Raw genomic sequence first — 25,009 nt, forward strand, 5'->3', positions numbered from 1 at the left:
AAAAACGGCTTTCGAGCCGATTGCCTAGAACCTGAACCTGCCCTCCACGATGCTCGCGTAGACGGCGCGACAGATCGGACGAAAGTCGCCGGTCACCGGATCGCGAAAGAACAACGGGTCGCCCGCGACCAAAGGATCAAATCCCTCGCGGATCAGCTGCTGCTTCTTCTGCTTGAAGGTCTCGGTGGCCTCCAGTGAGCGACAGAACCTGACGAAGATCGGAAGCGCATAGACCGGGAGGCGATGCGCCAGGTGTTCCGTGAAGGTCCAGAAATCGAAGTCCTGATCCACGACCAAAGCCGCCATGCCGGCACGGCCGTCGGCACCGGGGACTGCGACCCCGTAGGTCGAGGCATCGAGAACGCCGGGGCAGTCTCTGATCGCGTCGTTCACCTCGCCGGTCGCGACGTTCTCGCCCTTCCAGCGGAACGTGTCGCCGACCCGATCGACAAAATGGAAGTAGCCCTGCTCGTCGCGCATCATGAGATCGCCGGTGCGAAACCAGGTATCGCCTTCGGCAAAAACGTCGTGCAGGATCTTGTTCGCGGTCGCGGCCGTATCGGTATACCCCTCGAAGGGACTGCCGCCCCGATCGGCGGCGCCGATGCGCCCAACCGCTTCGCCGACCTCGCCGTGAGCACAGCCAATGCAGAGCCCGTCCTTACCGCGGACCGGGCTACCGCTGTCGGCATCGACCTTCACGATCGCGGCGGGAAAGCGATGCGCCAGCAGCGGCGGGATCCGGCCGATCGCGCCGGGTTTTCCCTCGACGTTGAACAGCGAAAAATTGCCTTCCGTCGCGGCGTAGAATTCGAGGACACGCGGAATCGCAAACCGCCCGGCGAACGCCTCCCAGATGTCGCCGCGCAATCCGTTGCCGACCGCGAGCCGCAGCCGGTGTCCTGTATCCAGCCCGGACGCCGGCGCCTTCAGCAGGTAGCGACAGAGCTCGCCGATATACTGGAAGACGGTGCAGTCGAAACCCACGATGTCGTCCCAGAAGTTTGTCGCGGAGAATTTCTCCGCGATCACGACCGAGCCGCCTGCGTGAAGCATGCTGCAGGGCGCGACGACGCCGCCCACGGAATGATGGAGCGGCAGGCAATCATACAGACGATCGTCCACGGAAGCGTCCGTGAGCCCGGCAAACCATCCGCCCCAGGAGAGGATGCGGCGATGACTGACGTTCGCCGCCTTCGGCAGTCCCGTGGTGCCCGAGGTGTAGATGAGGAGCGCGCGTTCATCGACCGTGACGTGGCCGCGCTCGGTGGAGGAAAGCGGGCTTGTATCCGCGGCGGCGAGGGCTGCGTCCAGATCGGAGCCGACACCGCCGGCGCCGAGACCCCAGATTTGCGGCACGCGGTCCAGATGCGGAAGTGCGGTCTGCAACGCATCCACGCACTCGGCGGCAAGAATGACATGATCGGCACGTGCGACGTCGATGCAGTGAGCGAGCGACCGACCGACCAGCCTGGTGTTGATCAGCGCCACCGTGCCGCCGACGCTGCTGATGCCGAGCCAGCAGGAAAGGTAGTCCGGCCGGTTCGGCATCAGCAGGCAGACGGTGGAGCCGGTACGGATGCCCAAGCCCAGTGCCCAGCGCGCATACCGGTTGATCCGCCCGGCCAGTTCCCCGTAGGTGAAGGTCCGACCATCCGAGAGCAACGCAGGGCGTCCGGGCTGCCGCTGCGCCCAGTCCTCCACGACATCGGCGAACAGCCGATGCGGCCCGGCCTCGATCTGCGAGGTCAGTTCGATGGCCTTCAGCCAGGTCTTGGCGACGGAGGGACCGCGCTGCGGAGCGCTTCTTCCGGTCGCCCGCTGGATTACCGCTGCTTCCATGACCTGACCATGCAGATGGGTTTGATCGGTGTCGGCGCGGCGGGTGACGCAGCGCCCCGGAACGGGCGCGACTTGCGATCATTGTGAATGCCGCTTCGCTCGGCCGAAGAAGCATTGCTGTTCAAGTCGTTTATCCCGTTCCGGGTCCGAGCTGGTTGAGGATCATCGCCTCCAGCGTCCTCACCGATTGGAAATTCTCGGGCGTGATCTCGGGTTGAGGAAGGATGAGATCGAACTCGGCTTCGACCTTGAGCATCAGCGCGACCATATCCATCGAGTCCAGCCCGATATCTACCAGCCGCGACTCCGGGTGAATATCCGCCTTGATCGCGTTCTGCTCGAGGACGCTCCTGACGACGAAAAGAACACGGTCCTGGACGCTGGCAACGTATTGCATTTCAACCCCACATATCGCGTAACGCAGCACGATCGTAATCGACGCAACGATAGCTGACTGCAACCGAGGTCAATAGTTCTACTTCGGAGGTACCTCGCCCGGAAGCGCGTTACCCATCGACACCCTCTTTTGCACCGCCGACTCCGCAGACACGGTCGGCTAGATTGCCCCTCAGATTGGCGCTGAGTTCATTTCGACGCGGTGCGGGACGCACGATTTTCGAATGGGAGACATTGGCTATGAACCTGCAGCAAGTCCAGCTCCGCAACTTCGCCCCGGAAAGCAACCAACTGCAATCCTACTCCGACCGCGCCTCGTTCCGGCAGCGGACGGCGGCTGTCGCGGAAGCAGCGGCGACGGAGGTCGAAGCGGTGGACCGTGAGGCGCGCTTCCCGCGGAAGGCCATCGACGCGGCGCGAGAGCAGCGGCTTCTGGGCGTTCAGATCCCGATCGAATTCGGCGGAGACGGCGCATCGATATCCGAGGTGACCGACATGTGTTACGCGCTCGGCCGCGCCTGCGCATCGGCCGGGATGATCTTCGCAATGCATCAGACCAAGGTGGCGTGTCTGGTTCGCCACGGCGCGGGTAGCGGCTGGCACGAAAGGCTGATGTGCCGCGTAGCCGCCGAGCAGCTGCTGCTCGCGTCGTCGACCACCGAAGGCCAGAACGGCGGGAATATTCGTTTCAGCTCGGCGGCGGTGGAGCGCGCCGGCGCCGAGATTTCGCTGGCTCGCGACGCGACGGTGATTTCGTATGGCGCCGAGGCGGACGGCATCGTCACCATCGCCCGCCGCGACGACGCCGCCGCGGGATCCGATCAGGTGATGCTGGCCATCACCCGGGACGACTATACGCTGGAGCCCACCCTTGCGTGGGAGACGCTCGGCATGCGCGGAACCTGCAGCGCCGGCTTCAAGCTGGACTTCAAGGGTACCGCGGAACAGATATTCCCTGTGTCTTACGACAAGATCCATGCGCAGACGATGACGCCGGTTGCCCATTTGTGCTGGTCGTCGGTCTGGGCGGGAATCGCGGCCGCGGCAGTGGACCGCGCGCAGCTGTTCATCCGCAAGGCCGCGCGCGGTGCCGGCGGCAACATGCCTCCCGGCGCGTCACATTTCACCGCCGCCAGGATGACGCTGACGAAGCTGCGGGCCATCATCACCGCCAATCTCGAGTCCTATGCGGCGCGCGAACACGATGAGCGCGCGCTGTCGTCGATCGACTTTCAGTCGTCGATCAACCTTCTGAAGGTGGAGGCCTCCGAGCTCGCTGTCACGACCGTGCTGCACGCGATGCGCGCCTGCGGCTTGTCCGGCTACCGCAACGACACCGACGTCAGCGTTGGCCGTCACCTCCGCGACGTTCTTTCAGCTCCAATCATGATCAACAATGATCGCATCCTCGCCAATATGGGTAGCGCCGCGCTGATGAGCGCCGTTCCGGCATCCCTGCGCGACTGATTTTTTTCTCCTCGAAAGGAATGGGGCTCGACATGAACGTGGCCATGTTTGCCGCTGCACCGCAAGAAACCGCCGATCCGCTGGACCATCTCACTGATGTGCTGTTCCACCGGATGGGCTCGCCGGGGGTCTATGGCCGCACCGCGCTCTATGAAGACATCGTGGAGCGGCTTGCGGCGCTGATCACGCGGTATCGCGAACCGGATGCCGAGGTGATGCGCTTCCCTCCCGTCATGAACCGCGGCCAGCTCGAGCGATCGGGCTATCTGAAGAGTTTCCCGAACCTGCTCGGCTGCGTCTGCGGCCTGCACGGCACGGAGAGTGAGATCGACCGCGCGGTCGACCGCTTCGATGCCGGGGGAGATTGGACCTCGTCGCTGTCGCCGGCCGACCTCGTGCTGTCGCCGGCCGCCTGCTATCCGGTCTATCCGATCGCAGCGAGCCGCGGCCCGGTGCCGGCGGAGGGCTGGTGCTTCGACGTCGCCGCCGATTGCTTCCGTCGCGAGCCCTCGCGCCATCTCGACCGGCTGCAATCCTTCAGGATGCGCGAATACGTCTGCATCGGCAGCCCCGATCACGTCTCGCAATTCCGCGAGCGCTGGATGATGCTTGCCAAGGAGATCGCCACCGATCTCGGCCTGGCCTTCAGGATCGACTACGCCAGCGATCCGTTCTTCGGCCGGGTCGGACGGATGATGGCGGTGAGCCAGCAGCAGCAGGCGCTGAAGTTCGAGCTGCTGGTGCCTCTGCGCTCCGAGGAGCAACCAACCGCCTGCATGAGCTTCAATTACCACCGCGATCATTTCGGCACCACCTGGGGGATCACGGATGCCTCCGGGGAGCCGGCCCATACCGCCTGCGTGGCCTTCGGCATGGACCGTCTCGCCGTCGCCATGTTCCACACCCACGGCAGCAACGTCACCAGATGGCCGAACGCGGTGCGGGACCTGCTCGGCTTCCCGCGGATGGATCGCTAGACGAGTTCAGCGTTCGAGGAATTGCAATGCACCAGCGAAGTCCCGAGGTAGCCCGCGCCCGAAGAGCCGAAGGGCCAACCTCGATGAAACGCGAGACTCTCGCCGTCCACGGCGGTTTCGTGGACGATCCGACCACCAAGGCCGTTGCGGTGCCGATCTACCAGACGGCCTCGTATGCCTTCGACAGCGCCGACCATGGCGCCGCACTCTTCAACCTCGAAGTGGACGGCTTCCGCTACACCAGGATCGGCAACCCGACCAATGCGGTGCTGGAGAAGCGCGTTGCTGCCATGGAAGGCGGCGTCGAGGCGCTCAGCGTGGCTTGCGGCCAGGCCGCGGTGAACTATGCGGTGACCAACATCGCCGGGATGGGCACCAACATCGTGTCGGTCCCGCAACTTTACGGCACCACTTACACGCTGTTCGCGCACATCCTGCCGCAGCAGGGCATCACGGTCCGGTTCTCCGAAGACGACCGTCCGACGAGTGTGGAAAAACTGATCGACGACGACACGCGGGCGGTGTTCTGCGAGAGCGTCGGAAATCCGGCTGGAAACATCTGCGACATCGAAGCGATTGCCGAGGTCGCCCACAGGCACGGCGTGCCGCTGATCGTCGACAACACGGTACCAACCCCGATCCTGCTCCGACCGATCGAATACGGCGCTGATGTCGTGGTGGAGTCACTGACGAAGTTCATGGGCGGACACGGCACCACGCTTGGCGGAATCATCGTCGACGCCGGCAAATTCCCGTGGGCGGAGCATGGCCGGCGCTTTGCTGTGATGAACGAGCCGGAGAAATCGTATCACGGGCTGGTCTTCGCCGAACGTTACGGGGCTGCCGCCTACATCGCGCGCTGCCGCGCCGTCGCCATGAGGAACACCGGCTCCATTCTGGCGCCGATGAACGCCTTCCTGCTGCTCCAGGGCATCGAGTCCGTCGCGGTGCGGATCGAGCGCCACGTCGAGAATGCCGAGGACGTCGCGCGTTTCTTGCGCAACGACCGCCGCGTCGGATGGGTGAACTATGCGGGCTTCGAAGACAGCCCCTATTACGCGCTGACGCAGAAATATCTGGGCGGCCGGGCGTGTTCGCTGCTGACCTTCGGCGTGGCCGGAGGGTTCGAGGCCGGCAAGCGGTTCTATGACGCGCTGAAGCTGGTCAAGCGGCTGGTCAATATTGGCGATGCGAAATCGCTCGCCTGTCATCCGGCGTCGACCACGCACCGGCAGATGTCGCCCGAAGAGCAGGAAAAGGCCGGCGTGCGGCCCGAGATGATCAGGCTGAGCGTAGGAATCGAACACGTCGACGACATCATCGCCGACCTCGATCAGGCGCTCGAAGCCGCGGATTGATTTTAAGTCAACCATGAAGGCATTCCGATGCCCGTGCTAATCGACATAGACTCGCACGAACATCACCTCTTCTCGAGAGCGCCGAACGGAGGCACCGCCGCGATGGCGTCGCCGGGAAAGCGCGTGGAGTGCCTCGATATCGGGCTGATCAACAACATGCCCGACGCCGCCCTGATGTCCACCGAGCGCCAGCTGTTTGATCTGGTCGGTGCGGCGGCCGAAGGGCTCGTCGTCAGGCTGCACTTCTACACGATGGCGACGACGCCCCGTTCGGAATGGGGACACGACTACGTGCGTCGCTACTACCGCAGCACCGACGATCTGCTCAATGGAAGCCTGGACGGCGTGATCGTGACCGGCACCGAGCCGAGAGCCGCCAACCTGACGGAAGAGCCATATTGGAACTCCTTCGTCCAGCTCGTCGACTGGGCCCGGGAGAATACCCTGTCATCGGTGTATTCCTGTCTGGCCGTCCATGGCGCCGTCCTGCACATGGATGGCGTGGAGCGCCACAAGCTGCCGGCCAAATGCATCGGCGTCTTCGCTCAAACGAAGACGATAAAGCATCCCTTGATGCACAACGTCCCGGCGACGTTCAGAATACCGCACGCCCGCTGGAATGAGGTAACGGAGGGAGAGCTCGCGAGCTGCGGATACTCCGTTCTCACCACGTCGGCACAGTCCGGCGTCGACTGTTTCGTCAAACAGCAGAAGAAGAGCCTCTTCGTCTATTTCCAGGGCCATCCGGAATACGAGACCCAGACCCTGCTGGGCGAATACAGAAGGGACATGGGCCGGTTCCTCCGCGGCGAAAACGAAGTCTGTCCGACGATACCGAGAGGCTATTTTGGCGCGGAGGCGGAAGAGCTCCTGACCACGTACCGGCAAAAAGCCCTTTCGGACAGATGTGCGGAATTCTTCGCCGATTTCCCGGCCGATCGCCTGGCGAGAGATCTGAGAAACGCCTGGCATCGGCCGGCCACGCACATCTACCGCAACTGGCTGTTATATATGGCGTCGCAGCGAGCCGGGCGCTCGAGGCCGCCGCAGCTCCTTAACGAAAGGTACCGAACGAGACCGGATTCGGATCCGGATCGCGACGGACACCGTGCACCCGGCCACCATGGGTAGCGCGGGGCCGCAAGAGGCGGGATCGGATCGTATGACAGGGTTCGGACGATGATCCGATGCCGCGAGATAGGAATAGCCGATCTTCCCGCCGTCGCCGATCTTTTGATGCGCGGCTTTAAGAGCCGCTCGCGCGACTACTGGATGGAAGGGCTCCGGCGCACGTCCGTGCGCGAGGTGCCCGAAGGTTTCCCGCGCTTTGGCTACATGCTCGACCATGAGGGAACGCCCGTTGGTGTTTTGCTGCTGATCTATGCTGCGCGCGACCACAGCGGCGAGACCTGCATCCGCTGCAATGTCTCCAGCTGGTATGTGGAACCTACCTTCCGCAACTACGCGCCGATGCTGACCAAGGTCGCGCAACGCCACAAGGATGTCACTTACGTCAACATCAGCCCGGCGCGCTGGACCTGGCCGACCATCGAGGCTCAGGGATTCAGCGCCTATTGCGGCGGCGTGTTCTTTTCCTTTCCCGCGCTGTCGCGTTCGGCGAAGGGAATGCGTGTTGAAGTCGTGCAGCGGGACGCGAAGGCGATCGACGGTCTCTCCAACGCCGACGTCGCGCTGCTTGCACGGCACGCGGCCTACGGCTGCCTAAGCCTGGTGTGCCGCGCGGCAGACGGCCACAGCTTTCCGTTCGTCCTGCAACCGATACGGATCCGCCGGATCGCGCCGGCGATGCAGCTGATCTATTGCCACGATGTGGCCGACTATATCGCCTGCGCCGGCGCCATCGGCCGCTTCCTGCTCCGGCGCGGCCGGATCTCGGTCGCCCTCGACGCCAATGGCCACATGAACGACCTGTTCGGCTTCTATCGCGCGCCGCGCGGCCGCAAATACTTCATGGGCCCGCAGCGCCCCCGGCTTGCCGATCTGTCGGATACCGAGCTGGTGATCTATGGACCGTAACTCAGTCGCCGAAATGGAGAACCGTCATGATTCCGAACAGTAAATCCGTCAGCCACTCGCGGACATGGACGTTCTTCCAGGGACAATGGCACGAGGGAAATGTGCCGATCATGGGGCCACGCACCCATGGGCTCTGGCTCGGCTCGACCATCTTCGATGGTGCACGCGCCTTCGAAGGCGTGACGCCTGACCTGGACCAGCATTGCGCGCGCGTCAATCAATCCGCTGTGAAATTCGGGCTCAAGCCGATCGTCGATCTCGACACCTGGCTGGGTCTGACGCGAGAAGGCATCGCGCGCTTCCCGGCCAATGCGGAGCTCTACATCCGGCCGATGTACTGGCCGCAGAGCGGCGTCGGCGGCGGCGTGCTCTACGATCCGGAAACGACCGACTGGTGCCTTTGCATCTACGAAGCGCCGATCCCGAAGCCTGTCGGCAACGCGATCACGCTGTCGCCGTTTCGCAGGCCGACCGCCGAATGCGCCCCGGTCGATGTCAAGGCTTCCTGTCTCTACCCGAACTGCTCGCGTGCATTGATCGAGGCGGCCTCGCGCGGCTTCCAGAACTGCCTGATGCTGGATATGCTCGGCAACGTCGCGGAATTCGGCAATGCCAACGTGTTCATGGCAAAGGATGGTGCTGTTTACACGCCGGCGCCGAACGGTACGTTCCTGAACGGCATCACCCGGCAGCGCGTGATCGAACTCTTGCGCGGCGACGGCATCACGGTAATAGAGACCACCCTGCGCTATGCCGATTTCGTCGCCGCAGACGAGATCTTTTCAAGCGGCAATTTCGCCAAGGTCGCGCCGGTGATCCGGATCGACGACCGTCAGCTGACGCCCGGCCCCTTCTATGCGCGTGCGCGGAAGCTGTATTGGGATTTCGCACACGCCGTCAGGCTTGCGGCGTGATGGTGATGACCTCTTGAACACGATGGTGTCGCATGACTTTCCGGGTCGCCGATCTAGTCGTTGATATTCTAATCGCCCACGGCGTCGACAGGGCATTCAGCGTACCCGGCGAAAGCTTTCTTGCACTCCTTGACGCGCTGTACGAACGCGACGAAATCGATCTCGTGACTTGCCGCCACGAGGGAAGCGCCAGTCTTGCCGCAATCGCCGACGCCAAGCTCACCGGCCGCGCCGGTGTCGCGATGGCAAGCCGCGGACCGGGCGCATCCAACGCAGCGATTGGCCTCCATGTCGCTTCACAGGAGGCCATACCTCTCGTTTTGCTGATTGGTCAGGTCGAGACGCCGAACCTGAATCGTGACGCAGTGCAGGAGATCGACACCGGGCGCGCGTTCAGTGGTCTGATCAAATGGTCCACCAGAATCGAGTCCGCCGCCCAGGTGCCCGAGATGATGGCACGCGCATTTTCCGTGGCGCTTGGCGGCACGCCCGGGCCAGTTGTGATCGAGCTTCCCGCAGACGTTCTCGAGATGGAGGCCGGTCAGCTCTCCGCCAGAGTACACGGCGTAGCGCGAGCCGAGCCCAGTCGCGCCGCCGTCGAACAGGCGGCGATCTTGCTTGACGACGCGGAGAGACCGATTCTGCTGGTCGGAGGAGAGTGTCGCACTGCGGAATTTCGCGAGGATCTGGTCGCACTGAGCGAGCACTGGAACGTGCCGGTCGCCGTAACCGCAAAGATGCAGGATCAGTATCCGAACGATCACCGGCTCTGGATCGGGCACCTTGGCTTCTTCATGTCGCCGGCTCATGTCAGGCTCTTTGAGCAAGCGGACCTGATCATTGCGGTCGGAACCCGGCTCGGCGACTTGTCTTCCCTGGGATTTCGGTTTCCGCGGCAATCGCCGACGCTTCAGCCTCTGGTTCACGTCTACCCCGACCCGAATGCGATCGGGACTCACTTCCATACGGATCTTGCGATCGTGGCGTCGGCACATCCCTTCGTAAGATCCTCGCTTGAGTTACCGGCTGTCGCGCGCGAGCGCGGCGAGTGGATCGAAGCCGTAGCGAAAACCAGGGAAGCGGTGCACGCGTGGCCCGAGCAGCGCACCCCCAGCGCCGATGTCCTCGGCCATGCGGTTGCGGCCATCGCCAAACTTTTCCGCGCAGATGGCATCGTAACGACCGATTCCGGCAACTTCGCCGCCTGGGTACACCGGATTTTCCGCCTCACACCGTCAGCCCGGCTGCTCGGCTCCGCCTGTGGCGCAATGGGCAGCGGTATTCCCTCTGCCCTGAGTGCGGGCCTTCGTTATCCGGATCGTCAGGTGATCGCGTTCTGCGGCGACGGCGGCTTCCTGATGACCGGGAATGAGTTGGCAACGGCCGTTGCCCGCCGGCTCAATATAAAGATCGTGATCTCCAATAATCAGTCCTACGGCACCATCCGCACACATCAGGAGAGAGCATTTCCGAGACGTCCTTGGGGTACGGACCTGTCTAATCCCGATTTTATTGCCCTCGCCCGCGCATTCGGCGCGCAGGGCTACACGATCACGGACGCAGCGCACGTGGCCGAGATCGTCACGGAAGCAATGTCCGCGAACGGCCCCGTCGTGATCGAAGTCCGATCCGACGTACGCCAAACGATCGACCGGTCCCTCGCTGCAGCGTCGGCTGGCGCACATAGTGCTCCGGTAGCCTGAAATTCAAGAACGAAGCTACGAAGGCTTGCACGCTCTCTCGGCTTCATCTCAAGTTACGATACAGTCCGAGGTGCCCCTTTAGAGGTAACTCCCCATCGAGCGCCTCGTCGAGCGAACCGCTCGAGTTGCTTGCGGCAAATTAGCTTGTTCATTCTTTTTGGGATAATCTGATCGCAAAGGTCTTGGAAGAATTTGCGATCTGCAACTAGCGCCACCGGAACGCTGCTGAACCATCCCTGCTTGTTCAATCCGCCGAGGTGATCGATGCCGCTTACTCTTATTGAAACCGACAATTGCAACGCGGAGCTCAAACCATCGCCGATCGAGCCGTCCTGGATCGTTGAAGGCAATCCAGAAGCCCGCTCGCACGTGCTGTCGACCAGCGCGGATCGCGCTGCCACAACCGTGATCTGGTCCTGCACCGAGGGTAAGTTCCACTGGTTCTACGATGTAGATGAGACCATCATGATCCTCGAAGGATCGATCGTACTCGAGAGCGAGGACTTGCCACCGAAGCGCTATGGCGCCGGCGACGTAATCTTTTTCCGCAACGGCGCACACGCCAAATGGCATGTCGAAGGCTATGTCAAGAAGATCGCCTTCTTCCGCCAGACCATTCCCTCTGGTCTCGATCTGGCCGTTCGCGCCGTCAACAAGCTCAAGCGGATGCTCTTCGCGCCCGGCAAGCTTCGCTCTACGCGACAACAAGATCCTGTCCTGTTAAGTGATCCAACGGTCAAGGCTACCTACGATGTCGTTTCGTTGCGCCGCGAATCACACAACGTGAACTGATGTCTGCAGTGCGCCCTGCTGTTCGATTTGGGAGCCACGCATTAATGTCCGCTTCCTCCACCAAGATCGCGCTCCTTATCGATGGCGCCAATCTTTATGCGACCAGCAAGATGCTTGGCTTCGATGTGGATTACAAGCGACTGCTGGCTGAATTCCAGAGTTGCGGCACGCTCGTTCGTGCATTTTACTACACCGCGGTCATCGAGGATCAGGAGTATTCGTCGATCCGGCCCTTGATCGATTGGCTCGACTACAACGGCTATACCGTGGCCACCAGACCGATGAGGGAGTTCACCGACGCCAGCGGCCATCGCAAGGCGAAGGGCAGCATGGACATCAAACTCGCTGTTGATGCCATGGAGCTTGCCGAGCATATCGATCACATGATTCTGTTCTCGGGTGACGGCGACTTCCGCCCGTTGGTGGAGGCGATCCAACGTCGAGGCGTTCGCGTCACGGTCGTCTCGACCATTGCCACCCATCCTCCGATGATTGCCGATGAACTTCGGCGGCAGGCCGACGCTTTCATCGACCTCGTGGAGTTGAAGCCCAAGCTTGGCCGCGATCCGTCCGAGCGGCCAGCCTCGCGCGAGGCGCGCCACCACACATTATCATTGCACCGCCACGACAACTGACGACGAGCTTCAAATGATCAGGCAACGCTCCACGCGCGATGGTGGCCTCGCGTTTTCCATGTTGCAATCGCGCCGACGAATCCTGGAGCGAAAAGACCGCAGGCATTCTCGCGCTGCGGCCCACCGGGCTCAAATGCATCAGTATGAAAAACGCTCGATCCGCCATCCCGGTTCTTCGACACACCGAGCCGATTATCTTCGCGTGTGGAGTCGCAAATGCTGTTCCCAGACAAGGAACAGGTCGAATGTTGCGCAAAGGAGACAGGATTGAGACAAGCGACTGCTCTGCAGCTTCGCCACTGATACGCGCAATCCTGCGCTGCTTTGCAGCTTCGGCTCGGCGGGCTAATTGGCGCTTACCGTCACGGCACGCCCTCACCCCTCCCGATACCAACTCCCAAGCTGCCACAGATCGGCATCCCAGCCCGAGATATGCGCGGTCAGCTTGCTGCCGAGCGCGGCGACGCGGGTGCGGGAGACGATGGGCTGGATGTAATTGTCCGTCACGACGAGGTCATTGAGCTTGACAAACAGTGCTGCGCGTTTCACCGCGTCGAGCTCCCGTTCGACCTGCTTGTAGATCTCGTCATATTCCTTGCTTTGCCAGCGCGAGACGTTGCGCCCCTGCCACTTGTTATCCTTGTTCGCCACCTGCCATGATGTGTACTGGTTCATGAAGAACTGCGGATCGGCCTGCGGCATGGTGGTGTTGTACATCTGCGCGTCGCAATAGAAATGCGTGTAGGTGTCGGGATTGGCGGTATCGGAGGAGAAGAACACCGATCCCACCACCGACTTCAGCTCGACGTCGATGCCGGCCTTCTGGCAGGCCTGCTTGAAGATGGCCTGGGTCTTCTGCCTCGGCGCATTGATCGAGGTCTGGAATACGAACTTCAGCGGCTTGCCATCCTTGACCCTGATGCCGTCGCCGCCCTTTTTCCAGCCAGCAGCCTCCAGGATCTGGTTGGCCTTCTCGATGTTGAATTCGAACTTGGTGTTCTTCGACCGGAAGCGTTCAGGGTTGTTGAGGAAGTTCGCGGTGGCCTTCGCCGTGCGGCCATAGATGAATTTTTCGATCGAGGCGCGATCGATCAGGAGATTGATGGCCTGGCGTACGGCTGGATCGCTGAACAGCGGATGTCTGGTCTTGATGCTGGCGCGTTCGCCGTCGACCTCGACCGCGGGATCGGTCGAGTTGAGCTGCATGAATTCGACGTTGCCTGACGTCGTGATGTTCAACTTGCCCTTTCCGGCGGCTTCCAGCTTCAGCAGGATCTCCTCTTCGACCTGCATGTTCCAGGCATAATCATATTCGCCGGTCTGCAGCACCGCGCGCGCCGCCGACACCGCATCGCCACCGCCCTTGACTTCCACCTCGTCGAAATGCGGCCGGTTGGCGATATGGTAGTTGGGGTTGATTTTGGCGCGGAGCATGTCGCCCGGCTTGAAATCCACGAATTGATAAGGGCCGGTGCCGACCGGCTTCAGATTGTGCGGCGCCTCGCGCGACTTGGCGCCGACGTAATCCTTGAACAGGTGTTTCGGGATGATCATGCCGTAATTGCCAACAAAGGCATCGGCCCAGAACGGCGTCGGCTTGGCAAAGGTGAGACGGACGGTGAAGTCGTCGACCTTCTCGACCGTGATGTCCTTGTAGCTGCCAATCGAGACTGCCGCGGTCTCCGGCGTCTTGGCGTACTCCCAGTTGAAGACGACGTCGTCGGCCGTGAACGGCATGCCGTCATGCCATTTGACGCCGCGTTTCAGCTTCCAGATCACCGAGCGGCCATCCTCGGCCAATCCATCATTCTCCTTGCTCGGAATTTCGGCTGCGAGGATCGGAACCAGATTGCCGTCACCATCCCATCCCGCCAGCGGCTCGTAAAATATCCGGGAGCCTTCCTGATCCTTGGTGCCGACGGCGAAATGCGGGTTGAGCAGCGTTATGGCCTGCCAGTACATCAGCTTCAGCACGCCGCCGCCGCCGGCCTTGGTCGGCTTGTAGGGAAGCGCGGTCTGGGCCATCGCGACCCCGGACTGGCTCAGCATCATCCCGGCCATCGGCGCCGAAAGGCCGATGGCGATCATCTGCTGAACAAAGGCCCGTCGCGACAGGTGGCCGGTCTTGACGTCTGCAATCAGGTCTCGAATTTCCCGTTCTTTCATGAGACCTACTCCTCAACTGGTGCTGAATGCCTCGCCACGCGCGATACTGGAAATGGATCAGGTCGGCGCGAAGCTGTCAAAGCAGGATGCGGGCCATCATGCCGGGCCGATCCGAGGCAAGATGACGCGGCGTCAGCCGGCAGTGGGGAATTGCGGCGGCAGTGCCACCTAATTGACACGTCACGCCTCAATGGCATCGCCTGCGAATTAGGCGTGGCGCGTCTCGTCACCGACCACATGAAGGTCGATCCTGCCGATCAGGTCCGAACGAAGCGCCTCGGCGTCGCTCATGGCGGCCATGGTCTGTCGCAAGGTGCTGGCGTTCGAGCCGAGCGATACGATGCCGCCCAGCACCGCGGCAATGGAGCCGATGGCGGCGATCTGATTGGACCCGAGCAGGCCGAGTAACGTGACCAGCATCAGTCCGGCCCCGGCAGCGATCGCCAACTTCGAGACCAGCGTGATCTTGCGACATCGCTCAGCAGTCTCGGCCAGTTCCTCGAGCTGCGCTTCGATCCGCGAAATCTCCTCGATCGGGTCGTCGTCCTCGTCCATCGGTCCAAAAAGCCCCATTCTGCAAGGTTGGTTCTCGGGAATCGTCGGCAGTCAGGCTTTTTACTGCAATGACACGCCGATGCCCATTGATCTCACCGCTCCCGACGATCATCCAGTTGCGGTCGTCCGGTCCATGCCCGATTAAGCCATTGGGTTGTAACGCCGAGCCGCGGCTTTCCTTGCAGCCGCGCCTGGGCTTCGTGATAGGGACCGGCGTAGCGGAGGCGGACCGGCAGATGGGGATATACGCGGCGTATCCACTTCAGCGCGCGCTCCGCGGCTCTCCGGTCGCGTTCGTCGAGATCGAGGCCGAAACCTGTGCGCAGGTGTTCGGGCAACATCTGCGCGGTCAGCGCCAGGTACCATCGCGGCGGTCGCAGCCATGGCCGCGCGCCGGCGAAGATCTGCTGGGCCACGTCACGCGCCGCGGGGCTGACGGACAGGGTATCCGATTGCGCCATCGCGGCGGTGTAATCCGCGAAGGACGCCCAATCCGCCGGCAGATCCTCCGGCTTCAGCCCGAACAATGATCCGAACAGCCGGCTTTCGGTCCAGTATCGCTCGCGCTCTTCCGTCGAGAGCGGCGGCAAGACGAGGTCGTAGGCGATCAAGGCGGTTTCAACGAGGGTGGCGTGAACCCAGCGCAACGCGGCGATATCGTTGGCGCTGTAGGACGAGCCTTTGGCAAAGCGGCCGGCCGCTTCGGGCAAGTTGCCGGAGATGCCGGTGTGCCGCCGGTGCAGGCGCCGGGCAGCGGCGGTTGCGCCGTCGAGCGAGCCGAATACCATCGTGAACATCACCTCGAAGGTACGGTGAAAGCGGCCGATCGGATCGGCAAAGGTGCGCGAATGCTCGGCGATGGCGGCGGCGACCCAGGGATGCGCCAGTTGAAGCAGCAAGGCGCGTCCGGCGCCGAGAAAGATGACGGCTTCCCGGTCGATCTTCCACGTCACCGACGCCGGACCAAAAATGCCCTCGGCCGGTCCGGCGGCGCCGGCCCTGACGACATCGAGCGTAGACTCAAGATCACTTTCCGAGACCAATTGGCGAACCTTCGAACGATTGACCTGCTTTTCGCGAGGCGGATTCTACCGCAATTCAGCGGGCACGGGCAGGCGTGTCTTGCGCATCCGCAAAGCCAAACCAGACGAGCGGCCATGCGAGCGCGCAGAGAACCGCCATCGCGACGAACGCCCCTCCCCCATAATTCGCGTGGAAGAATCCAGAGAACAGCGTCAGCGCAGCCGTCACCGCGCCAGAACCGAACGCGTAGGCAGCTTGAGCGGTTGCGGCCATATGTGTCGGGATAAGAACCGCCATCATCCGCATGCAGGCGAGGTGCAGCAGCGCAAATGTCAATCCGTGCAGCGGCTGTACCACTGCGAGCGCCACGACTGATGTCGTTGTCCCCGCGACCGACCAGCGGATGATTCCGGCGGTGGCCGCCAGCACCGCTGCGCCACGCGGGCCCAGCCGGTTGAGCAATGCCGGGCCGATCAGAAAGAACACGATGACTTCCGCAGCGACGGCCTCCGACCACAGGATGCTGATGACAGTGGTATCTATTCCGGCATTGCTCCAGCGGATCACCGCAAAGGCATCATGCACGGCGTGGCTGCCATAGATCAGCGCGGAGACGAGGATCAGGATTCGAAATCGCGCAATCCCGAGCAGCCCGCGAATTTCATACGCAAGCTTCGATGCGCTGATATGCGCCGCCGGAGCAGAAACCCTGGGGACCAGCGCCGTAACGCCGGCGGCGGCGATCAACAGGACCGCGTTCAGCCAAATCACACGCGTGAGGTCGCTGGAAGTGATAAGTTGCCCGATGATCAGCGTGCCGCAGACGAAAGCAGTGGACGCGGCACCGCGGATCCAGCCATATTCGAACGGCCTCCCCGCTATCTGGGGCCTCGCTGCATTGACCGACAACGCATCGGCGATCGACGTCGTGGGCGCCAGTGCCGCTGCTTGCACCAACGCGACAAGAAGCAACAGCCAGAAGCTATCCGCCCGCAGCAACGCCACGGCCGCAGCGGCCGCCAGCGCAGCGCAGGCGGCGAGCACGAGCCGCAACGCTTGCAGGAAGTCGGCGAACATTCCGACGAGCGGTCCCGCGACAAGCCGCACCACTAGCGCGGCCGCGAGTATCAGCCCGATCTGCTCGGGCGTGAGCGATCTGGTCTCGAAATATTTCGGCCAGAACGGCGACGCCACGCCGAATGCTGCATACAGCGCAGCGTAAAGAGCGATGTAGGCGATCGGTCCGCTGACACGCATAATCCAAAGTTCCACACGGTAGAATTACGGGCGATAAGAACACGGCTCTGCCGCAGTTCATCCGCGAAATTTCCACATCCAAATTCTAACCGACCGCCATCACACACCATGGATGGAAGTTGATGCGATATGTTTTCGCCGCCGTGATTGCTGTGTTTGTGATCTCGGTGGATTTTGAAAGTTCCGACATCAGATCGGTATGGGCGGAACAATTGTTCGTCGTCGCGGAAGCGCAATCGGAACCCGCCGCGGTGTCGAGTTCTCCCACGGGAACTGCGACCGCTTCGGTCGAAACCTCGCAAGGATTGGACGCAGCAAGCATTGTTGCCGCGCCATCTGCAGCGACGGCCGATGCCGATGCTCATGCAGCCGTCTCGGTCAGCACGGCGTCCGCGGCATCCGACGTGATCTGTGAAGCGGTCAAGATTGCCGCCGAGGACAACGATATTCCGATCGGATTTTTCGTGCGCCTGCTCTGGCAGGAAAGCAGGTTTAAAGCTAGGGAAGTCAGTTCCGCAGGCGCGCGGGGCATCGCACAGTTCATGCCGCAGACAGCGGTCGAAGTGGGCCTGCAAGACCCATTCGATCCGCTGCAGGCGATCCCGGCGTCGGCAAAGTTCCTGCGCAAGCTGCATGATCAGTTCGGCAATCTCGGGCTGGCGGCGGCGGCGTACAATGCCGGCGGCGGCAGGATCGAAAAGTGGCTGTCGCGGCGCAGCTCGTTGCCAAAGGAAACGCGCGATTACGTCAAGATCATCACCGGCCACAAGGCCGAAGCCTGGATCGACGAGGAAAGCACCGTCTACATGCCGACCGACCTGCCGCACAAGGCGCCATGCGAGGGTGTCGGCGGCCTGTCGCGGGAAGACCAGGTCGCCACGGTCAATGTCGACCTGACGCCTTCAGCCAGCGCGATGGTGCGCAAGGCGGAAGCCGGTGAGGCCGAGGAGAAGAAGAACGCGGCCGTCAGGAAGCTGCGTGTGGCAGCAAGCTCGGTGGCTCGACGCGTCCGTGCGGCGGCGAGCAAGGCCAAGGCCCGCGCTGTGCTGCTGGCAGCGCGGAAATCAGGGAAGAAATCCGCCGTGCGCCTCGCGTCGGAATCTTCCGGCCGAAAATCATCGAGGGCGGCACGGGAGTTGTAGCGACGGTTCGTCAAACGAAAAAAGCCCGCGATTGCTCGCGGGCTTTAATTCGTCAGCCTGCTTTACCAGCCGCTGCCGAAGCTGAAGGTTACGCCTGGGCCGCCGTAGTGGCGGTGACCGTAGTAGCGGGGACCGTAATAGCCGTACGCGCGCGGCGCGTAGTAGTTATAGCTCCTGTAATAAGGCCGGTGGTGATGGTGACCCCAGTGGTGGTGGCGCCCGTGATGGTGGTGGTGATGGCGCCAATGGCGGTGCTGGGCGCTAAAGTCGGTGGACGTCTGGGCGGCACCCGGCGCATTCCTTGCCTTCACCGCATTGTCGGCGGCGTTGGCTGCGGAACCTCCCATCAGCGCAGCAGCACCAACGGCGAATACGATAGCTAGCTTCTTCATCATCGAACTCCAGTGAAACATGTCTGGGCTAACCAGCGGGAGCGCCCGACGTTCCGGCGTGCGACATAACGACCGCGCTTCGCTGCTTGAACAAATATTCACGAAGATGAACGCGAAGTTCCTGCGACAAGAGTAGCGTTGTCCGGCGATGAGTCGCAGCGTAAAGATTTGTGGTGATCGAAAAGCAGCGGCAATGCAGATGTGGCGCGGTCTACCACCGCACCGAAGCGATGGCGCCCTCGCGCGAGATCGACAGCTTTGAGTGCACGGCGTGCGGCGCGACGCTCGAAGCATGGGACAGCGCGTGGGTGCCGACCTATCGGCGGATCGTGGAGCCCACAACCAAGCCTGACGAAGAGACACCGCCCACAGCGCTCGGATCGTGAACCTATTGCACCGGGCTGATCGTCACCTGCGCTCGGATCACCAGCACGACGGCGGCGAGGAGCGCCGCATCGAAAAGTCTCCTATTGCGGCAGGGCCGGCGCGGCAAAGCCGTGTTTTGCCAGCGTGCGCTGACCGTCCGCCGAGAGAATGAACAGCGCAAATTTGTACGCCGGCGCCGAGGCGCCGTTCAGCACGGTCAGGCCGTAATCGGCGCCGACCGCGAGCGCATCGGGCAGTTGCACGATCTGCTGCGCCGGATTCTCGCGCTGCGCGGCGAGCGCATTGGTGCAATAGGTCAGAAAGACGTCGGCCGCGTTCTGCGCGATCAGTTCACCATAGACCGAGCGGCCCCGCGGTGCGGGCGGGCTGGTGGGGCTGCCGGTGAGCTGCAGCGCCTTTTTCTCGAGCGTGGCATAGGCGCCGGGCCTGATCTTCTCGGCTTTATGAAAAACCTCCCAGGCGTAATCGCCCGACGGATCGGCTTTCGGCGTCGAGGTGCCGAGCTTCACCGACGCATCGAGCATGCGGTCCAGCAGCGCGGCCGGCGTAACCTCGAGGCCGGGCCGCACCAGCGCGCACAGCCGGTTGCGCGCGAACAGCACCACCGGGCCGCTGCGTTTGTCCTGCGCGAGCGCCTGCGGGTGCTCCATGTTGGCGGAGGCAAACACTTCTGCCTTTGCACCCGCCGATATCTCGTCCTTCAGCAGACCGGAGGCGCCAAACTTCGGCTGCACCTTGCCGAGGTTTGCTGCTTCGAACGCCTTTGCCACCTCGCTCAGTGCCGCGCGCAAGCTGCCGGCGGCGTGGAGCAATACCGCTTCTTCTGCCATCGCCGGCATCATCATGACCAGGAAAACCGCAAGCGCCGCCGAAAGCCGGGTCCGCATCACGCGCCGGAATCGCTGGCGTTGGGATAGAACAACTGCTCGCCGTTGATCTTGTAATCGGCGATCGCCTTCTGGCCCTCGGATGATACCAGCCAGTCGATCAATTGCTGGCCGAGGTCTTTCTTGACGTTCGGATGCTTCTCCGGGCTAACCAGCATGACGCCGTACTGGTTGAACAGCCGCTTGTCGCCTTCGACAGCAATAATGAGATCGCCGCGATTCTTGAACGACAGCCAGGTGCCGCGGTCGGCGAGCACATAGGCGTTGGAGGCGGACGCGGTGTTGAGCGCCGCGCCCATGCCCTGCCCGATCTCCTTGTACCAGGGGCCCTTGTCTTTCGCGATATCGACGCCGGCAACCTTCCAGAGATTGAGCTCGGCCTGATGCGTGCCGGACTTGTCGCCGCGCGAGATGAAGTCGGAGCCCCTGGCCTTGATCGCGGAAAGCGCCGCGACGATATCCTTCGAACCCTTGATGCCGGCCGGATCGCTCTTCGGCCCGATCAGGACGAAGTCGTTGTACATCACGGGGTAGCGTTTGACGCCGAAGCCTTCGGAGACGAATTTTTCTTCGGCAGGTTTGGCGTGGACGAATACCACGTCGGCATCGCCGCGGCGGCCGGTATCGAGCGCCTGACCGGTGCCTTGCGCCACCACCTTCACGTCGATGCCGGCCTTGGCCTTGAATATCGGCAGGATGTGGCCGAACAGGCCGGAATCCTGCGTCGAGGTGGTCGAGGCGACCACGATCGATTTGTCCTGCGCGACGGCGTTGCCGGCGAGTGCGAGAGTGGCAGCGGCTGCGATCAGCAAACGGCGCGTGAGCATGTTCATTCGTTTCTCCTCAAATCAACAATTCACCGGCGAGGAACGTCCTCGCCTCGAGGGTTCGCGGCGCGCCGAAGAACGACGTAGCCGCGCCGGTTTCGACGATGCGGCCGCGGTGGAGCATGACGACGTCGCCGGAGAGCCGGCGCGCCTCGCCGAAATCGTGGGTCGCCATCACGACCTTGATGTTGCGTTCACTGACCGCGCGGATGATGTCTTCCACCGCCTTGGTCGCGACCGGATCGAGGCTCGCGGTCGGCTCGTCCAGAAACAGCACCGCGGGATCGCGTGCGAGCGCACGCGCAAGCGCCAGCCGCTGCTGCTCGCCGCCGGAGAGCCGGCGCGCGGCGCGGTCGGCGAGCGCCTGCAAACCAACCAGTGCGAGCAGTTCGCCGGTGCGGCGCGCATGCTCGGCACGTGGGGTGCCTGCGGCGCGCAACGCGAAGCGGATATTGGCGGCGGCGCTGCGTCGAAGCATTGCCGGCCGCTGGAACACGATCGCGCGCTTGTGCGGCGGCACGTTTTCCAGCCCGCCCCAGGTGATGCGCCCGCGGGAGGGCGCGAGCAGCCCCATCGCCACCCGCAGCAGCGTCGATTTGCCCGAACCGTTCGGACCGATCAGCACCGTCGGCGGTCCCGACTTAAGCGTGAGTGCGATGTTATCGAGGATCGTGACGTCGCCGGCCGCAACCGTGACGCCATCGAATTCAATCGGCAGTTCGCTTGACGGCGCGCGCATGGTCATCCCGCCAGTCGCTCGCCGGCACGGCGCGCGGTCCAGGCCAGCGCGTTGACGGCGATCACGATTGAGATCAGCACGAGGCCGAGGCCGACCGCGAGCGGCAGGTCGCCCTTGGACGTCTCCAGCGCAATCGCCGTCGTCATCGTGCGGGTGAAGCCTTCGATGTTGCCACCGACGATGATGATGGCGCCAACCTCCGCCGCGGCGCGGCCGAAGCCGGCGAGCAGCGCGGTGACGAGGCTGAAGCGCGCATCCCAGATCAGCGCCGCGACGCGGCCGAGGGGGCCGAGATTCATCGCGGTGAGTTCGTCGCGGTATTCGATCCAGAGATCCTCGATGGTCTGGCGCGTCAGCGCGGCGATGATCGGTGTGACCAGCACGGTCTGCGCGACGATCATGGCGCCCGGGGTGAACAACAGGCCGAACGAGCCCAGCGGTCCGGAGCGCGACAGCGCCAGATACACCGCCAGACCGACGACGACCGGCGGCAGGCCCATCAAGGCATTGAGCAGGACAATGACGCCCTGGCGCCCGCGGAAATTCGTCAGCGCAATCCAGGCGCCGAGGGGAATGCCGATCAACGCCGCCAGCGCCACCGCTGACAGACTGACATAGAGCGACAGCCGCACGATGGCGAACAGCGCGGGATCGCCGGAGAGCACGAGTTGCAGGGCGGATGTGTCGGCAGACATTGGAAATTCCGTTTGGCAAAACATCTTGCGCAGACGGTCCTGACATGGTCAATTTGCGGAAATGCTGCATCCAGGTGCATATTTATGCCTATGCGGGAACTCCTGACAACCGACGAGGCTGCCGACTATCTGCGGGTCTCGGAACGCAAGCTCTACGAGCTGGTGGCGGACCGCGCAGTGCCTTGCAGCAAGGTGACCGGGCGCTGGCTGTTTTCGCGCGCCGCGCTGGACCGCTGGGTATCCGCCGGCCTGATCGCTCCGGCCGGCCTAGCCCAGGTGTCGGCGCCCCCGATCGTCGGCGGCAGCCACGATCCGCTGCTGGAATGGGGCTTGCGCGAAAGCAATTCCGGCCTCGCCAGCCTCCCCGAAGGCAGCGAGGAAGGCCTGCGGCGGCTGACGCGTGGCGAGGTGATAATCGCGGCGATCCATTTGCATCGGCTGCACGGCGACGACGAAAGAGCCAATGTCGAGGCGGTCGCCGATGCGGCGGGATTGCACGATGCCGTCGTGCTCGGCTTTGCCCGACGCGAGCAAGGCATTCTGGTCGCGTCAGGCAATCCGCTTGATTTGAGCGACATCGCCTCGATCGCCGCATCCCGCGCGCGGATGGCGCAACGTCCGGCGGGCGCTGGCGCGCAACTGCTGCTGCTCGCGCTACTCGCGCGTGCCGGCATCACGCTCGACGAACTGAAACTGGCAAAGCCCGCCTTTCCGACCGGCCCCGATATCGCGCAAGCCGTGCGCGCCGGCCGGATCGATTGCGGTATCGCGACGCGAAGCGTGGCGAAATCGGCGGGGCTCGACTTCCTCCCGCTCGCCTGGGAACGCTTCGACCTCGTGATGCGGCAGCGCGACTATTTCATGAAGGGACCGCAGGCGCTGTTCGGCTTCATGCGACAGGCGGCGTTTCGCGATCGGGCCACCGAACTCGGCGGTTATGACGTCAGCGAAGCAGGCACGGTGCGGCTGGTGAATTAGGGCGCGGACTCATCAGCGCGCCATCAAATGCGCAGTTCTCGATCCAGCACGCCCATGAGGATATCATCTTGCCATCGTCCATCGATGAATGCCGCTTCTCGTTCGCGACCCTCGATCACGAAACCACACTTGCGATAGCTCGCGATCGCGCGACCATTGCTCGCCAGCACGCGCACGGATATCCGATGAAGCCCAATTGAGAAGATATAGCTCAGAGCCAAACGAATGGCTTCGGACCCATACCCTTTTCCGAGATATGCCGGATCTTCGATACCAATCGCCAGCGACGCCCGCTGGTCGTGCTGATCCAGCCCGAAAAAACGGATGTGGCCGATAAAGCCCTTAACGTCGATGGCCTCCACGAGTTCCCGGTGTGTCCCTAGCCTAAAGCGAGCGTCTACGTCTTCCGCGCACGGCCTGCGAAGAATCAGACGATCACCAGTTAGAATAGGAATCTCAAGCGCCATTCCCTATCGTAAAAAGATGGCACCTCGCTTTCAAGCGGCGGTCTTGCCGCATCCGCAACGCCGTGGACGCTCACCTTCGCCCCGGCAGCCACGCGACAAACCCGGCCTCGCCGAGCCGCTTCATCACCTCGTCCAGATGCGCGCGATCCCGCGTCTCGATTACGACTTCGAGCAGTGTGCCCTTGGCAGGCAGATCGGAAAACGTGCGCTGATGCGAGACCTCGATGATGTTGGCGCCGGCCTCCGCCAGCAGCGCCGAGACGGCGGCGAGTTGGCCGGGCCGGTCGACGATGTCGATGGCAATCTGCGTCAGCCTTCCCTCGCGCGCCAGTTCGCGCGTCAGCACCGACGCGATCAGCCGGGTATCGATGTTGCCGCCGGTGAGGACCAGGCCGACATTGCGTCCGGCAAAACGCTCCGGCGCCGCCAGTATCGCGGCAAGGCCCGCTGCGCCGGCGCCCTCGACCACGGTCTTTTCGATCGCGATCAGCATCGACACCGCGCGCTCGATCTGGTCTTCGGTGACGAGAACGATGTCGTCGACGAGGTTGCGGATGATTTCGGTGGTGATCCGTCCCGGCACCTTCACCGCAATGCCTTCGGCGAGCGTATCGCCGCGCATCGGCAGTTGCTCGCCGCGGATGACATTGTACATCGACGGATAGAGTTGTGCCTGCACACCGACGATGCGCAAGTCCGGCTTCAACGATTTTGCCGCGATCGCCATGCCGGAGATCAGCCCGCCGCCGCCGATCGGCACCACCAGCGTATCGAGATCAGGCGCGGCCTTGAGCATTTCGAGCGCGATGGTGCCCTGGCCTGCGATGATCAGCGGATCGTCGTAGGGGTGGATCATGATGAGGTTGTTCGCCTCGCCATGCTTGCGCGCAAACTCGCCGGCCTCCTCCAGCGTCTTGCCGGAAATGATCGTGTTCGCGCCATGCCGCCGCGTGTTCTCGATCTTCACCATCGGCGTGCCGACCGGCATCACGATTGCTGCGGGAATGCCGAGCCGGTTCGCATGATAGGCCACGCCCTGCGCGTGATTGCCGGCCGACATCGCGATCACGCCGCGCCGCCGCTCGTCCGGCGACAGCGCGTGCAGCCGGTTGAGCGCACCGCGCTCCTTGAAAGTGGAGGTGAACTGCAGATTCTCAAATTTGAGCCAGACATTGCAGCCGCAGATCTCGCTCAGCGTCCGGCTCTGGTCGCATTCGGTGACGATAACGGAACCGGCAATGGTAGCAGCCGCCGCCGTGATATCATCTGATGTGACGGGAAGGCGGCCGGCCTTGGAAGCAGACTGGTTCGCCGGCGCGTCATTGGGAGCATTCGACATCTGGTCACCTCGTTGCGAGGCAATCGTATAAGCT

The 25,009-nt window shown here is 62.9% G+C and carries 25 protein-coding genes; 12 read left to right on the forward strand and 13 right to left on the reverse strand.

The genetic code is table 11. The annotated features are described in order from the left end of the window. Positions 1–24: 24 nt before the first annotated feature. The gene (locus tag LMTR21_RS35755; protein WP_065752162.1) at positions 25–1,842 is read right to left on the reverse strand and encodes a long-chain-acyl-CoA synthetase; all 1,818 of its coding nucleotides are present in this window, start codon (positions 1,840–1,842) and stop codon (positions 25–27) included. Positions 1,843–1,972: 130 nt separating this feature from the next. Continuing rightward, complete coding sequence (locus tag LMTR21_RS35760) at positions 1,973–2,239, reverse strand: acyl carrier protein (protein ID WP_065752163.1); 267 nt, start codon at positions 2,237–2,239, stop codon at positions 1,973–1,975. A gap of 239 nt (positions 2,240–2,478) precedes the next feature. On the opposite strand from LMTR21_RS35760, the gene LMTR21_RS35765 reads away from it, so the two are divergent. The 9 genes from LMTR21_RS35765 (at position 2,479) to LMTR21_RS35805 (ending at position 12,121) form a co-directional block, all read left to right on the forward strand. After that, the gene (locus LMTR21_RS35765; protein ID WP_065752164.1) at positions 2,479–3,705 is read left to right on the forward strand and encodes an acyl-CoA dehydrogenase family protein; all 1,227 of its coding nucleotides are present in this window, start codon (positions 2,479–2,481) and stop codon (positions 3,703–3,705) included. A gap of 32 nt (positions 3,706–3,737) precedes the next feature. Continuing rightward, on the forward strand, positions 3,738–4,682 hold the full coding sequence (locus tag LMTR21_RS35770; protein WP_065752309.1) for an amino acid--[acyl-carrier-protein] ligase: 945 nt from the start codon (positions 3,738–3,740) through the stop codon (positions 4,680–4,682). Between the two features lie 83 nt (positions 4,683–4,765). Next, positions 4,766–6,040 carry an O-acetylhomoserine aminocarboxypropyltransferase/cysteine synthase family protein gene (locus LMTR21_RS35775; RefSeq protein ID WP_065752165.1) on the forward strand — a complete coding sequence of 425 codons (1,275 nt, stop codon included), beginning with the start codon at positions 4,766–4,768 and terminating at the stop codon, positions 6,038–6,040. Positions 6,041–6,067: 27 nt separating this feature from the next. Beyond that, the gene (metA, locus tag LMTR21_RS35780) at positions 6,068–7,171 is read left to right on the forward strand and encodes a homoserine O-succinyltransferase MetA (protein WP_084030532.1); all 1,104 of its coding nucleotides are present in this window, start codon (positions 6,068–6,070) and stop codon (positions 7,169–7,171) included. Between the two features lie 48 nt (positions 7,172–7,219). After that, a complete protein-coding gene (locus LMTR21_RS35785) occupies positions 7,220–8,077 on the forward strand; it encodes an acyl-CoA acyltransferase (RefSeq protein WP_065752166.1) in 858 nt (285 codons plus the stop codon). Between the two features lie 26 nt (positions 8,078–8,103). Continuing rightward, complete coding sequence (locus LMTR21_RS35790; RefSeq protein WP_065752167.1) at positions 8,104–8,991, forward strand: branched-chain amino acid aminotransferase; 888 nt, start codon at positions 8,104–8,106, stop codon at positions 8,989–8,991. 32 nt (positions 8,992–9,023) lie between these two features. Next, positions 9,024–10,694: a thiamine pyrophosphate-dependent enzyme gene (locus tag LMTR21_RS35795; RefSeq protein ID WP_065752168.1), complete on the forward strand. Its 1,671-nt coding sequence runs from the start codon at positions 9,024–9,026 to the stop codon at positions 10,692–10,694. A gap of 264 nt (positions 10,695–10,958) precedes the next feature. Then, positions 10,959–11,486: a cupin domain-containing protein gene (locus tag LMTR21_RS35800; RefSeq protein ID WP_084030533.1), complete on the forward strand. Its 528-nt coding sequence runs from the start codon at positions 10,959–10,961 to the stop codon at positions 11,484–11,486. Between the two features lie 44 nt (positions 11,487–11,530). Beyond that, complete coding sequence (locus tag LMTR21_RS35805) at positions 11,531–12,121, forward strand: LabA-like NYN domain-containing protein (RefSeq protein ID WP_065752169.1); 591 nt, start codon at positions 11,531–11,533, stop codon at positions 12,119–12,121. Between the two features lie 375 nt (positions 12,122–12,496). Here the strand turns inward: LMTR21_RS35805 and LMTR21_RS35810 are convergent, their stop codons facing one another. From LMTR21_RS35810 to LMTR21_RS35825, 4 genes are all read right to left on the reverse strand, one after another. After that, on the reverse strand, positions 12,497–14,287 hold the full coding sequence (locus LMTR21_RS35810; protein ID WP_065752170.1) for a peptide ABC transporter substrate-binding protein: 1,791 nt from the start codon (positions 14,285–14,287) through the stop codon (positions 12,497–12,499). Between the two features lie 207 nt (positions 14,288–14,494). Continuing rightward, positions 14,495–14,842, reverse strand: a complete 348-nt coding sequence (locus LMTR21_RS35815; RefSeq protein WP_065752171.1) for a hypothetical protein — start codon at positions 14,840–14,842, stop codon at positions 14,495–14,497. Between the two features lie 92 nt (positions 14,843–14,934). After that, on the reverse strand, positions 14,935–15,885 hold the full coding sequence (locus tag LMTR21_RS35820) for an oxygenase MpaB family protein (protein ID WP_065752172.1): 951 nt from the start codon (positions 15,883–15,885) through the stop codon (positions 14,935–14,937). Between the two features lie 55 nt (positions 15,886–15,940). Then, positions 15,941–17,122, reverse strand: a complete 1,182-nt coding sequence (locus LMTR21_RS35825) for an MFS transporter (RefSeq protein ID WP_065752173.1) — start codon at positions 17,120–17,122, stop codon at positions 15,941–15,943. A 122-nt stretch (positions 17,123–17,244) separates the two neighbouring features. Between LMTR21_RS35825 and LMTR21_RS35830 the strand changes: the two genes are divergently transcribed. Then, positions 17,245–18,264, forward strand: a complete 1,020-nt coding sequence (locus tag LMTR21_RS35830) for a lytic transglycosylase domain-containing protein (RefSeq protein WP_065752174.1) — start codon at positions 17,245–17,247, stop codon at positions 18,262–18,264. A gap of 62 nt (positions 18,265–18,326) precedes the next feature. On the opposite strand, the gene LMTR21_RS35835 is transcribed toward LMTR21_RS35830, so the two are convergent. Then, entirely contained in the window at positions 18,327–18,656 is a 330-nt protein-coding gene (locus LMTR21_RS35835) for a hypothetical protein (RefSeq protein ID WP_065752310.1), read from the reverse strand. Between the two features lie 173 nt (positions 18,657–18,829). Here LMTR21_RS35835 and LMTR21_RS35840 point away from each other — a divergent pair, with 173 nt between their 5' ends. Then, the gene (locus tag LMTR21_RS35840; protein ID WP_141688231.1) at positions 18,830–19,042 is read left to right on the forward strand and encodes a hypothetical protein; all 213 of its coding nucleotides are present in this window, start codon (positions 18,830–18,832) and stop codon (positions 19,040–19,042) included. An 81-nt stretch (positions 19,043–19,123) separates the two neighbouring features. Here the strand turns inward: LMTR21_RS35840 and LMTR21_RS35845 are convergent, their stop codons facing one another. From LMTR21_RS35845 to LMTR21_RS35860, 4 genes are read right to left on the reverse strand one after another with little or no spacing between them, the layout of a single operon-like run. Further along, complete coding sequence (locus LMTR21_RS35845) at positions 19,124–19,930, reverse strand: molybdate ABC transporter substrate-binding protein (protein ID WP_065752176.1); 807 nt, start codon at positions 19,928–19,930, stop codon at positions 19,124–19,126. Beyond that, positions 19,930–20,757, reverse strand: coding sequence for an ABC transporter substrate-binding protein (locus LMTR21_RS35850; RefSeq protein ID WP_065752311.1), 828 nt, complete (start codon positions 20,755–20,757; stop codon positions 19,930–19,932). Before LMTR21_RS35850 ends, LMTR21_RS35845 begins: the two co-directional genes overlap by 1 nt. A gap of 16 nt (positions 20,758–20,773) precedes the next feature. Beyond that, on the reverse strand, positions 20,774–21,496 hold the full coding sequence (locus tag LMTR21_RS35855; RefSeq protein ID WP_141688232.1) for an energy-coupling factor ABC transporter ATP-binding protein: 723 nt from the start codon (positions 21,494–21,496) through the stop codon (positions 20,774–20,776). A 2-nt stretch (positions 21,497–21,498) separates the two neighbouring features. Beyond that, the gene (locus tag LMTR21_RS35860; protein ID WP_065752178.1) at positions 21,499–22,191 is read right to left on the reverse strand and encodes an ABC transporter permease; all 693 of its coding nucleotides are present in this window, start codon (positions 22,189–22,191) and stop codon (positions 21,499–21,501) included. 84 nt (positions 22,192–22,275) lie between these two features. On the opposite strand from LMTR21_RS35860, the gene LMTR21_RS35865 reads away from it, so the two are divergent. Continuing rightward, on the forward strand, positions 22,276–23,169 hold the full coding sequence (locus LMTR21_RS35865; RefSeq protein WP_246174921.1) for a substrate-binding domain-containing protein: 894 nt from the start codon (positions 22,276–22,278) through the stop codon (positions 23,167–23,169). A 23-nt stretch (positions 23,170–23,192) separates the two neighbouring features. On the opposite strand, the gene LMTR21_RS35870 is transcribed toward LMTR21_RS35865, so the two are convergent. Then, positions 23,193–23,531, reverse strand: coding sequence for a GNAT family N-acetyltransferase (locus tag LMTR21_RS35870; RefSeq protein WP_347339145.1), 339 nt, complete (start codon positions 23,529–23,531; stop codon positions 23,193–23,195). 175 nt (positions 23,532–23,706) lie between these two features. Beyond that, entirely contained in the window at positions 23,707–24,975 is a 1,269-nt protein-coding gene (locus tag LMTR21_RS35875; RefSeq protein WP_065752181.1) for a threonine ammonia-lyase, read from the reverse strand. Positions 24,976–25,009: the final 34 nt, after the last annotated feature.

It is taken from the genome of Bradyrhizobium paxllaeri, assembly GCF_001693515.2.
GTDB lineage: Bacteria > Pseudomonadota > Alphaproteobacteria > Rhizobiales > Xanthobacteraceae > Bradyrhizobium > Bradyrhizobium paxllaeri.

Bases quoted from the DNA above. Each gene is read 5' to 3' on its own strand.
- LMTR21_RS35755 (WP_065752162.1), bottom strand. From the start codon at position 1,842: ATGGAAGCAGCGGTAATCCAGCGGGCGACCGGAAGAAGCGCTCCGCAG.
- LMTR21_RS35760 (WP_065752163.1), bottom strand. From the start codon at position 2,239: ATGCAATACGTTGCCAGCGTCCAGGACCGTGTTCTTTTCGTCGTCAGG.
- LMTR21_RS35765 (WP_065752164.1), top strand. From the start codon at position 2,479: ATGAACCTGCAGCAAGTCCAGCTCCGCAACTTCGCCCCGGAAAGCAAC.
- LMTR21_RS35770 (WP_065752309.1), top strand. From the start codon at position 3,738: ATGAACGTGGCCATGTTTGCCGCTGCACCGCAAGAAACCGCCGATCCG.
- LMTR21_RS35775 (WP_065752165.1), top strand. From the start codon at position 4,766: ATGAAACGCGAGACTCTCGCCGTCCACGGCGGTTTCGTGGACGATCCG.
- metA (WP_084030532.1), top strand. From the start codon at position 6,068: ATGCCCGTGCTAATCGACATAGACTCGCACGAACATCACCTCTTCTCG.
- LMTR21_RS35785 (WP_065752166.1), top strand. From the start codon at position 7,220: ATGATCCGATGCCGCGAGATAGGAATAGCCGATCTTCCCGCCGTCGCC.
- LMTR21_RS35790 (WP_065752167.1), top strand. From the start codon at position 8,104: ATGATTCCGAACAGTAAATCCGTCAGCCACTCGCGGACATGGACGTTC.
- LMTR21_RS35795 (WP_065752168.1), top strand. From the start codon at position 9,024: ATGACTTTCCGGGTCGCCGATCTAGTCGTTGATATTCTAATCGCCCAC.
- LMTR21_RS35800 (WP_084030533.1), top strand. From the start codon at position 10,959: ATGCCGCTTACTCTTATTGAAACCGACAATTGCAACGCGGAGCTCAAA.
- LMTR21_RS35805 (WP_065752169.1), top strand. From the start codon at position 11,531: ATGTCCGCTTCCTCCACCAAGATCGCGCTCCTTATCGATGGCGCCAAT.
- LMTR21_RS35810 (WP_065752170.1), bottom strand. From the start codon at position 14,287: ATGAAAGAACGGGAAATTCGAGACCTGATTGCAGACGTCAAGACCGGC.
- LMTR21_RS35815 (WP_065752171.1), bottom strand. From the start codon at position 14,842: ATGGACGAGGACGACGACCCGATCGAGGAGATTTCGCGGATCGAAGCG.
- LMTR21_RS35825 (WP_065752173.1), bottom strand. From the start codon at position 17,122: ATGCGTGTCAGCGGACCGATCGCCTACATCGCTCTTTACGCTGCGCTG.
- LMTR21_RS35830 (WP_065752174.1), top strand. From the start codon at position 17,245: ATGCGATATGTTTTCGCCGCCGTGATTGCTGTGTTTGTGATCTCGGTG.
- LMTR21_RS35835 (WP_065752310.1), bottom strand. From the start codon at position 18,656: ATGAAGAAGCTAGCTATCGTATTCGCCGTTGGTGCTGCTGCGCTGATG.
- LMTR21_RS35845 (WP_065752176.1), bottom strand. From the start codon at position 19,930: ATGCGGACCCGGCTTTCGGCGGCGCTTGCGGTTTTCCTGGTCATGATG.
- LMTR21_RS35850 (WP_065752311.1), bottom strand. From the start codon at position 20,757: ATGCTCACGCGCCGTTTGCTGATCGCAGCCGCTGCCACTCTCGCACTC.
- LMTR21_RS35855 (WP_141688232.1), bottom strand. From the start codon at position 21,496: ATGCGCGCGCCGTCAAGCGAACTGCCGATTGAATTCGATGGCGTCACG.
- LMTR21_RS35860 (WP_065752178.1), bottom strand. From the start codon at position 22,191: ATGTCTGCCGACACATCCGCCCTGCAACTCGTGCTCTCCGGCGATCCC.
- LMTR21_RS35865 (WP_246174921.1), top strand. From the start codon at position 22,276: ATGCCTATGCGGGAACTCCTGACAACCGACGAGGCTGCCGACTATCTG.
- LMTR21_RS35875 (WP_065752181.1), bottom strand. From the start codon at position 24,975: ATGTCGAATGCTCCCAATGACGCGCCGGCGAACCAGTCTGCTTCCAAG.